Source organism: Bacillus xiamenensis, from assembly GCF_000300535.1.
Taxonomy (GTDB): domain Bacteria; phylum Bacillota; class Bacilli; order Bacillales; family Bacillaceae; genus Bacillus; species Bacillus xiamenensis.
On record NZ_AMSH01000088.1, the window covers coordinates 1 to 9091 of the forward strand.

At 42.2% G+C, this 9091-nt stretch carries 8 protein-coding genes and 1 riboswitch; of the genes, 6 read left to right on the forward strand and 2 right to left on the reverse strand.

Features of this window, described 5'->3' with window-relative positions:
- Positions 1-97: 97 nt before the first annotated feature.
- Positions 98-358, reverse strand: a complete 261-nt coding sequence (locus BA1_RS17470) for a GlsB/YeaQ/YmgE family stress response membrane protein (RefSeq protein ID WP_003214275.1) — start codon at positions 356-358, stop codon at positions 98-100.
- 156 nt (positions 359-514) lie between these two features.
- Between BA1_RS17470 and BA1_RS17475 the strand changes: the two genes are divergently transcribed.
- The gene (locus tag BA1_RS17475; RefSeq protein WP_008361842.1) at positions 515-1345 is read left to right on the forward strand and encodes an EcsC family protein; all 831 of its coding nucleotides are present in this window, start codon (positions 515-517) and stop codon (positions 1343-1345) included.
- 25 nt (positions 1346-1370) lie between these two features.
- On the opposite strand, the gene BA1_RS17480 is transcribed toward BA1_RS17475, so the two are convergent.
- Positions 1371-2468, reverse strand: coding sequence for a TRAP transporter substrate-binding protein (locus BA1_RS17480; RefSeq protein ID WP_008361844.1), 1098 nt, complete (start codon positions 2466-2468; stop codon positions 1371-1373).
- Positions 2469-2535: 67 nt separating this feature from the next.
- Between BA1_RS17480 and BA1_RS17485 the strand changes: the two genes are divergently transcribed.
- The 5 genes from BA1_RS17485 (at position 2536) to BA1_RS17505 (ending at position 8976) form a co-directional block, all read left to right on the forward strand.
- Positions 2536-4155, forward strand: coding sequence for an ATP-binding protein (locus BA1_RS17485; protein WP_034739974.1), 1620 nt, complete (start codon positions 2536-2538; stop codon positions 4153-4155).
- Positions 4152-4835: a response regulator gene (locus tag BA1_RS17490; protein WP_008361849.1), complete on the forward strand. Its 684-nt coding sequence runs from the start codon at positions 4152-4154 to the stop codon at positions 4833-4835. The genes BA1_RS17485 and BA1_RS17490 overlap by 4 nt, the downstream gene beginning before the upstream one ends.
- 123 nt (positions 4836-4958) lie before the next feature.
- Positions 4959-6227: a C4-dicarboxylate transporter DctP gene (dctP, locus tag BA1_RS17495; protein WP_008361851.1), complete on the forward strand. Its 1269-nt coding sequence runs from the start codon at positions 4959-4961 to the stop codon at positions 6225-6227.
- Positions 6228-6437: 210 nt separating this feature from the next.
- On the forward strand, positions 6438-7460 hold the full coding sequence (locus tag BA1_RS17500) for an AI-2E family transporter (protein WP_008361852.1): 1023 nt from the start codon (positions 6438-6440) through the stop codon (positions 7458-7460).
- A 63-nt stretch (positions 7461-7523) separates the two neighbouring features.
- A riboswitch (cyclic di-AMP (ydaO/yuaA leader) is annotated at positions 7524-7657 on the forward strand.
- A gap of 77 nt (positions 7658-7734) precedes the next feature.
- On the forward strand, positions 7735-8976 hold the full coding sequence (locus tag BA1_RS17505) for a dicarboxylate/amino acid:cation symporter (protein ID WP_034739976.1): 1242 nt from the start codon (positions 7735-7737) through the stop codon (positions 8974-8976).
- Positions 8977-9091 lie beyond the last annotated feature (115 nt).

Genomic DNA, 9091 nt, shown 5'->3' on the forward strand with positions numbered 1-9091 from the left:
AAGACAAAGGGCTAAAATCAAGATCATTTTAACCCTTTGTCAAAAATCTGACACCGCCTCTTAGGCGGTGCCCCTCTGCTTCCTCTTATTCCGTTTTTTAAGAAACCCTTGATCCCACACTGCGGAAGATCAGGCTTAAAATAATAACAAATATAGCTGCTCCTAAGATCGCTGGAATGATCGCAAAGCCTGCCAGACTAGGACCCCATGTTCCAAGTAATCCATGACCAATCCAAGCACCTGCAAGCCCGGCAATCATTGAGCCGATCCAGCCTCCAGGTACACTGCCTCCAGCGAGTGCACTCCCAATGAGACCAATAACAATCGCCACAACTAATGAAATCAAAAATCCTAACATGTTGATCACTCCTCTTTTGTTTGGTTTATTAAGCAATAACCGTTTTAAAGGGGATTAAAACCTTTCGGAACCGCTTCAATGTTTGATACGTATTATCGACAAGGATTGTGTATAATAACAGTCAAACACAGAACGGCATCTAAGGAGGCACATGGCATGGAGGAAAGAGAGTGGTTAAACGCACAATTAAAGGAGATTGAAAAATGGGAGAAAGACCAGCAGAAGGTGTGGTTTTGGGAGAAACTCAGCCGGCTTCCATTTCAAATGCTGGACAAGCTGACTCCTGCCTTTATTCAAAAGAAAATCGGTGTGTTATTAGATGAAATGGGGCATTACATTCAATCAGGCGGTGTTTATTTGACCTCAGAAAAAGGCATTATTCATCAATTCCAAACGAAATGTGCCGATGAATCCATTCAGCGCATAGAAGATATTGAAAAAGCGCCTATTGAAGTCATGGATGCCATTAGTGAGCAAATGGGGAAAAATAGAACGAATCTTGCCACGGTGCAAGGGGCAACAACAGGTGTTGGCGGCATGTTTACACTAGCTGCAGATATACCTGCTGTGCTTGGACTCTCTCTAAAAACATTACAGGATATTGCCGTCACCTATGGCTATGATCCGAAAAACAAGGAAGAACGGGTATTTATCATGAAATGTTTACAGCTGAACTCTGCTGACGTCGTTGGAAAAAAGTCTATATTAAAAGAGCTTATGAGCTATCATGCATCAGAAGGGAAGCACGAAAACATGATTTCCCAAATTCAAGGATGGCGTGAGGTTGTGTATAACTATAGAGATTCGTTTGGCTGGAAGAAGCTGTTTCAGCTTGTTCCGATTGCGGGGATTTTGTTTGGCGCAGCGTCCAACCGCTCACAGTTAAAAGGAATTGCCGAAACAGGCATCATGCAATATCGAAAGCGCAGAATATTAACAAGATTAGAAGAGCTCTCGCAGCAAGAACAGCGTGACTCAGACGCATAAAAAATCCCTTTCTCGAAGGGATTTTTTATTTGGTCTCAACACCTTCTTCTACCGAATGAATCGGAGAAGATTCATATCGTGTCCGGAGCTCCTTGATTTGTTTGATCAAGGTAGAACCAATGGTTTTTTCGGCTTCATCGTACAACGGATCAAGTGCTTTCATCCATTTTTGCCGCTCTGCTGGTGTTAATTCGTGGATTGCAATCGGAGATTCCCGTTTAATGTCCTCCAGCTGATCTTTATTCATCTGCTCTGCATGTTTTTCGTTCCAAACGGTTGTTTCTTCCATCGCTTCAAGCAAGATTCGCTTCGTTTCAGGTGTCTGGCGATCAAAAAATGATTGATCTGTTAAGACAACATACCCTAAATACCCGTGATTACTGATCGTCATATAGTCTTGTATATGATAGAATTTTTTTGAATAAATATTTGAAATTGTATTTTCTTCACCGTCTACTTTTTTGGATTCTAACAGTTGAAACGTTGAATTAAACGATTCCTGATACGGTTTTGCGCCTAGAAGTTTGAATTGTTTTTCAATCATGTCACTTTGCATAATGCGGAGAGATTGGTTTTTTAAATCACTAGGCTGCTTGATTGGACCTTTATTAGAGGTGATTTGCTTAAAGCCATTTGTCCAGTAGGCCATCCCTTTTAATCCGTCTTTTTGCAACGTGCCGAACAATCTCTGACCAATTGCACCATGTAAGCCTTCTTGAACAGCATCATAGTTAGAAAAGGCAAAGGGAAGATCAAGTGCCATCCATTCAGGAGACAGCATGCCCAGCTTTGACGTAGACGGAGCGATAAATTGAACTTGATTCTCTTTTAGTGCATTAATTTCTTCGATATCGGAATAAAGGCTTCCGTTTGAAAAAATTTGAATGCTGATTCTGCCATCGGATTTCTCTTGAACGAGCTCAGCAAATTTCTTGGCAGCCAGTCCTTTCGGTGTGTTGTCTGCCACAACATGGCTAAATTTGAACACAAGCTGATCCTTCAGCCCTGTCTGTTCATCATCGAAGATCGTTGTTGATTTTGGCATCATATGATAAAAACCAAAGTATAAAGCGGTTACAAAACCGATGATCAGTAATAGCGTATAGGCGAGTAAATTCTTCATGCGTCAGATCCCCCTTATGTCAAGCATACTTGACAGGGGAAGAATTCGTAAAGATACAGGTGAAAAAATGATGAGAAATCGACTGAAATTACAACAATTATCTATCAGATGGAAGCTCACCATCCTCACATATTTCGTTGTCATTTTCGCCCTTTTAATCGGAGGAATTGTGCTTGTTGGGGGAATCCAGCAAACGGAGGAACGAGAACTTCGAAAAAGGCTCATGAACACAGCAAGAACTGTGGCTGAGATGAATGAGGTGAAGCAGGCGTTAGCTGATCAGACAAAGGAACGTTCTCGATTACAGCATGCGATTGAAGAGATTCGTATTATTCAAGATGCTGACTACATTGTCGTCATGGATATGGATCACGTGCGATTGACGCATCCAGTGAAAACAAGAATAGGCCAGCGCTCAGAGGGGGCGGATGAAGAACCGGCTTTTGCAGAGCATATTTATTTCTCAGAAGCACAGGGAGAGCTGGGGACTGCCATTAGAGCGTTTTATCCAGTAAAGGATGAAAAGTTTAACCAAACAGGGGTTGTACTAGTAGGAAGAACACTGCCAAGCATGGCAGATATATTAGAAGAAATGAAGCAGGATATCCTCATGATCCTGCTGCTGACGCTCAGCTTTGGGCTTGTGGGCTCATTTTTGCTCGCCCGTCATATTAAACAGCAAATGTTTAAGCTGGAGCCGCATGAGATTGTCAGAATGCTAGAGGAACGCACCGCTACCTTTCACTCGATTAATGAAGGAGTCATTGCCATTGATAATCAGCATATGATCACCATTTTTAATGAAAAGGCGAAGCAAATTTTCGGTGTGACAGGTGATGTCGTGGGCCGAAATATTTGGGATGTGCTGCCTGACACAAGGCTTCCTGAGATTATTGATCGGGCAGAACCAGTCTACAATGAAGAAATTCATATGAGCGGAAAGCGGATTATGAGCAGCCGGATCCCGATTGTGATGAAAAAGAAAATCATCGGAGCAGTTGCGATTTTTCAGGATCGGACAGAGGCGGCCAAATTGGCGGAGGAATTAACAGGGGTGAAGAACTTCGTTGATGGCCTGCGGGTGCAAAATCATGAACATATGAATAAGCTTCATACAATTGCGGGATTAATTCAGCTGGGGAAAGCCGATCAGGCCCTCGACCTTGCGTTTCAAACGACGGAAGAACAGGAACATGTAACAGACTTTCTTCACCGCGTCATTCAGCACGATGCAGTCGCAGGTCTTTTGATGAGCAAGATCAGAAGGGGTAAGGAGCTTGGGATAAAAGTCGAAGTAGATGAAAACAGCCGTCTGCGCGATTTTCCAGAGCGACTGGATCAGCATGATATGACGAAGCTGCTTGGCAACCTGATCGAAAACGCCTTTGCTTCGTATGATACGGTAGAAAGAGACACGAAACTCATTTCAATTAGTATTGATCAAACGGAGGATGTTCTTGCGATCTTAATTGAAGATCATGGCTCTGGAATAGAAGAGGACATGATTCCTCATATTTTCGATAAAGGCTTTACTCACGGAAAAGAAGGCGGAACAGGCTATGGGCTGTATATTGTAAAAACGATTATCGACAAAGGGATGGGAAATGTAGAAGTCACATCAAGCATCGGCATTGGTACCACCTTCTCAATCGAATTCCCAATGACAATAGAGGAGAGAGACAGATGACTCAGATTAAGGTGCTATTAATTGAAGATGACCCGATGGTGCAAGAAGTGAATAAAGAGTTCATTATGAGTGTCCCTGGCTTTCAAGTTGCGGCGGTAGCAGGGAATGGCGAGCAGGGCATCCAGCTCATCAAAGAGATTCGGCCAGATCTTGTTGTGCTTGATGTTTATATGCCAAAAAAGGATGGTGTCAAAACGCTGCAAGACATCAGAAAGCAAAAGATGCAGGTGGATGTGATTGTGATTTCTGCAGCGAAGGACAAAGAGACGATCGGCATCATGCTTCAAAATGGCGCACGAGATTATATTATCAAACCGTTCAAGTTTGAACGAATGAAAGAATCTCTTGAAAGCTATAAAGCGTTTAAATCAAAAATTCGTACAGCAGCAGAATTTTCTCAAGAGATGCTGGATGATATCATACGAAAGCCTGCTGTTAAGCAGGAAGATACATGGCTTCCTAAGGGGCTGAATGTGCATACGATGAATGAAATTAAGGCCTATATGGGTTTACAAGAAGGCGCGCAGTCTGCAGAGGAAGTCGCCAATGCACTGGGCATTGCCCGTGTCACGGCACGCCGTTATTTAGACTTCCTTGTGAAAGAAGGCGAGCTGAAATTAGATATGCAATATGGCGGCGTGGGACGGCCTGTGAATAAATATATCGTACATTCAGACTAAGAGACCAAAAAGACCAAAATGTACGATATGTTCATAAGCTTCACAGCTTTTGATGAAATCGCTATCATTTATCTACAGATAACAGTTAAGCGTTTACATCAAAGGTGAGGGAGTTGATTTTTTATGAAAAGGCTTTTGAAGAACCTAACATTTCAGGTGATTGCAGCTGTCATTATTGGGATCATTGTCGGGATGGTTTGGCCAAACGTCGGGAAAGAAATGAAGCCGTTAGGTGATACATTTATTAATGCCGTCAAAATGGTGATCGCACCAATTATTTTCTTAACCATCGTTCTTGGGATTGCCAAGATGGGGGATATGAAAAAAGTTGGTAAAGTTGGAGGAAAAGCATTTATCTATTTTGAGGTTGTCACGACGCTTGCGCTTGTCATCGGACTTTTTGTTGTCAATATTATGAAGCCGGGAGCGGGTCTTGACTATAGTAAGCTTGAAAAAGGGGATGTCTCGCAGTATACCCAAAATGGGGGACAGGGTATTGACTGGATGGAATTTGTCACCCACATCGTGCCATCTAACATGGTAGATGCCTTTGCAAAAGGAGATATTTTACAGGTCTTGTTCTTCTCTATTTTATTCGGTGTTGCGCTTGCTGCACTTGGTGATAAGGGGAAAGGAATCATCGAATGGCTCGATAAGTTGTCACTTGTCTTCTTTAAAATTATCGGATACATCATGCGTGCCGCGCCTTTAGGTGCATTTGGGGCAATGGCTTATACGATCGGACACTTTGGTTTGTCTTCGATTAGACCGCTTGCGAGTCTGATGCTTTCCGTTTATATGACGATGTTCTTGTTCATATTCGTTGTGCTGAATATCATTTGTAAAATGTATGGCTTTAGCCTGTTCGGTTATCTCCGATTTATCAAGGATGAGATACTCATTGTCCTTGGCACAAGTTCTTCAGAATCCGTACTGCCAAGAATGATGGATAAAATGGAACGCTACGGGTGCTCCAAGTCAGTTGTTGGACTTGTCATTCCGACAGGCTATTCCTTTAACTTAGATGGAACCTCAATCTACTTGTCTATGGCCGTTGTTTTCTTAGCGCAAGTGTTTGGGGTGGATCTATCCATTGGACAGCAGATCACCATTATTCTCGTTCTGATGCTCACATCAAAGGGAGCAGCTGGGGTCACAGGAAGCGGATTTATCGTGCTGGCTTCTACACTCGCTGCACTTCAGGTTATCCCGCTAGAGGGTCTTGCACTGCTGCTTGGGGTCGACCGATTTATGAGTGAAGGAAGAGCGATTACGAACCTGATTGGAAATGGAATTGCCACAATTGTTGTAGCGAAGAGTGAAGGGGAATTTGACGAAGCAAAGAGTAAAACAGCCCTTCAAGAAATGCGCAATATGAAGCAAGCTGTTTAGTATAAACACAACTCAAAACCGAAACCTTATGTTTTTCATGAGGTTCGGTTTTTTTCTTGTGATGAAAAGAAAAAACATGAAAGCTAGATAAAATTAGACAGAATCGTAAGACCTCATTGACCTTTTGTTATATAATTTACAGAAAGATCCGATATAATGAATATGAGATCCAATGAAAAATAGACTTTAGTCCTGGCAGGTGTGTAACGTATGGCGGCATTTTTAAAATTGTTCGAAAAACCTGGTGTTAAGAGGTTTTCAGTATTTGTAGTATTAGCCACAGTATTATATCTATTAAGAGGAATGATGAATTTAATCCTCCTGACCTTCATCTTCACCTTTTTGATGAACCGGTTAGAAGAGGTCATTAGAGGTTTTTTAAATCGCTTCCTGAAAATAGGACAGAAATCAGTCATTACCATTTTGTACATTCTCTTAGCTGGAGGATTGACGTTTGGCGGATTTGTATTTGTGCCAATTATCGCCAAACAAGTGGAGCAGTTATTTCATTTAGGGAAGAAAATTGCAGATCACCCACAAGATTTACCCTTCTTTGATGTCATCACCAACGTGTTCGGAGATTTCAAAATATCTTCTTTCTTCGAGAAAGGGTTTAATTTCCTCTATACATACTTAACAGATTTCAGCACGTTCAGTATCCAGGTCATTATGTCCTTAATATTAAGCATGTTCTTCCTGTTCGAAAAGGAACGCCTTATTCAATTCATGAATAAGTTCAAAACGAGTAAAATCTCCGTGTTCTATCATGAAATTGCCTTCTTTGGACGTAAGTTTTCCAGAACGTTTGGAAAGGTGCTTGAAGCACAATTCATCATTGCAACGGTTAACTGTGTCTTAACAACCATTGCGCTTGGCATTATGGGCTTCCCGCAATTATTTGGACTAGCGGTCATGGTCTTTTTGTTAGGCTTGATTCCTGTAGCGGGTGTGGTCATCTCCCTTATTCCACTTAGCATCATTGCGTATACACTTGGAGGCGGGGTGTACGTCCTTTATATTGTGCTGGTCATTGTGATTATCCATGCAATTGAAGCGTACTTCCTAAATCCAAAGCTCATGTCAGCTAAAACAGAACTCCCTATTTTCTTCACATTTATTGTGCTGATCTTCTCTGAACACTATATTGGCATTTGGGGACTTATTATCGGTATCCCAATCTTTGTGTTTATTTTAGATATTCTTGAGGTCACAAATAAGGAAGAAAGTAATTAAAAAGTTCATATGAACCTGTTTACAACTTTCCGAAAATAAGGTATAAATGGTATGAAAATATCATATTACCACACGCTTAATCCTTCTAAAGGAATGGGGGACCCATGTTTTTGGGGTGAATTTTTCTTTCATGAGAAAAAAGGACATCTCTTCGTCCTAACCCGTCAGCTAACCTCATCAGCGTGAAGAGAGTAAACAGTGGTACACGTATGGACACGCAGGCCCACGAGAAGACTCTCTCGTGGGCTTTTTTGACGAGGAAGGGGAGATTTTATTGAAGCTGGCGACGAAAATTATTATTGCCTTGTTTGTAGGTGCAATCACAGGATTAATACTCAACATTTTTGCTCCAAATGTATTCAAAGTGTTAGACCCTTATCTATTTACACCTCTAGGTCAAATCTTTTTAAACCTAATTAAAATGTTAGTTGTGCCGATTGTCTTCTTCTCGATCACACTTGGTGTAGCAGGCCTTGGCGATCCGAAAAAGCTTGGCAGAATTGGTGCAAAAACCATTACTTACTTTCTACTCACGACGACTTTTGCCATCATTATTGGCATTACATTGGCCTTACTCATTAAGCCGGGCGCGTTCGGCAATTTTGATACGAAAGCGGCTGATTATTCCGCAGAGGAAGCCCCATCAATGGCAGACACACTACTCAACATTATTCCAACCAATCCAGTCCAATCTTTAGTTGAAGGAGATATGCTTCAAATTATCGTCTTCTGTGTATTTTTAGGCCTTGGCATTGCCATGCTCGGTAAAAAAACGGAAGGCTTGCTGAAACTGTTTGAACAAGGAAATGAATTAATGATGTATCTTGTCGGTGTTGTGATGAAATTCGCACCGTATGGGACATTTGGTTTGATCGCAACGGCGATCGGCAGTCAGGGGCTGGATGCCATGAAAGCGATGGGACTCTACTTCTCGGTCGTTTTAATTGCGCTCATCCTGCATTTCTTCCTGACATACGGCACAACTGTTGCTGTTTTAGCTAAACGAAATCCAATGGCATTTTTCAAAGGGTTTTCTCCAGCAATGGTTGTGGCATTTAGTACATCAAGCAGTAACGCAGTCTTGCCGATATCAATGGAAACAGCTCAAAAGCGTTTAAAGGTGCCAGAGCCTATTTCAAGCTTTGTTCAGCCGCTGGGTGCAACCATTAATATGGATGGTACAGCGATCATGCAAGGGGTAGCAACCATTTTTATCGCACAAGTGTATGGGGTTGAATTGACGCTTGTTCAAATGCTGACTGTTGTCTTAACCGCTGTATTAGCAAGTATCGGTACAGCAGGTGTCCCAGGGGTAGGGCTCATCATGCTAGCCATGGTTTTAAATTCGGTGAATCTTCCTGTTGAGGGTATAGCGCTTATCCTGGGCATAGACCGCTTATTAGACATGGCAAGAACTGTAGTTAATATTACAGGTGACGCAGCATGTGCGGTCATTGTTACTGAAACCGAAAAGAAGCATGAGAAGGAAGCACCAACACCTCACTTATCACTGTAATAAGCAAGAAGGGCTGACTGGATCAGCCCTTTCAGCGTGCAGACAAACCCTCGCATTCTTTGTCAGTCCTGCGCGCCGGTGCTCACGAATCTCAAATTCGCTAAGAGATCCTATT

Coding starts and splice junctions, on each gene's coding strand:
- BA1_RS17470 (WP_003214275.1), bottom strand. CDS start 358: ATGTTAGGATTTTTGATTTCATTAGTTGTGGCGATTGTTATTGGTCTC.
- BA1_RS17475 (WP_008361842.1), top strand. CDS start 515: ATGGAGGAAAGAGAGTGGTTAAACGCACAATTAAAGGAGATTGAAAAA.
- BA1_RS17480 (WP_008361844.1), bottom strand. CDS start 2,468: ATGAAGAATTTACTCGCCTATACGCTATTACTGATCATCGGTTTTGTA.
- BA1_RS17485 (WP_034739974.1), top strand. CDS start 2,536: ATGATGAGAAATCGACTGAAATTACAACAATTATCTATCAGATGGAAG.
- BA1_RS17490 (WP_008361849.1), top strand. CDS start 4,152: ATGACTCAGATTAAGGTGCTATTAATTGAAGATGACCCGATGGTGCAA.
- dctP (WP_008361851.1), top strand. CDS start 4,959: ATGAAAAGGCTTTTGAAGAACCTAACATTTCAGGTGATTGCAGCTGTC.
- BA1_RS17500 (WP_008361852.1), top strand. CDS start 6,438: ATGGCGGCATTTTTAAAATTGTTCGAAAAACCTGGTGTTAAGAGGTTT.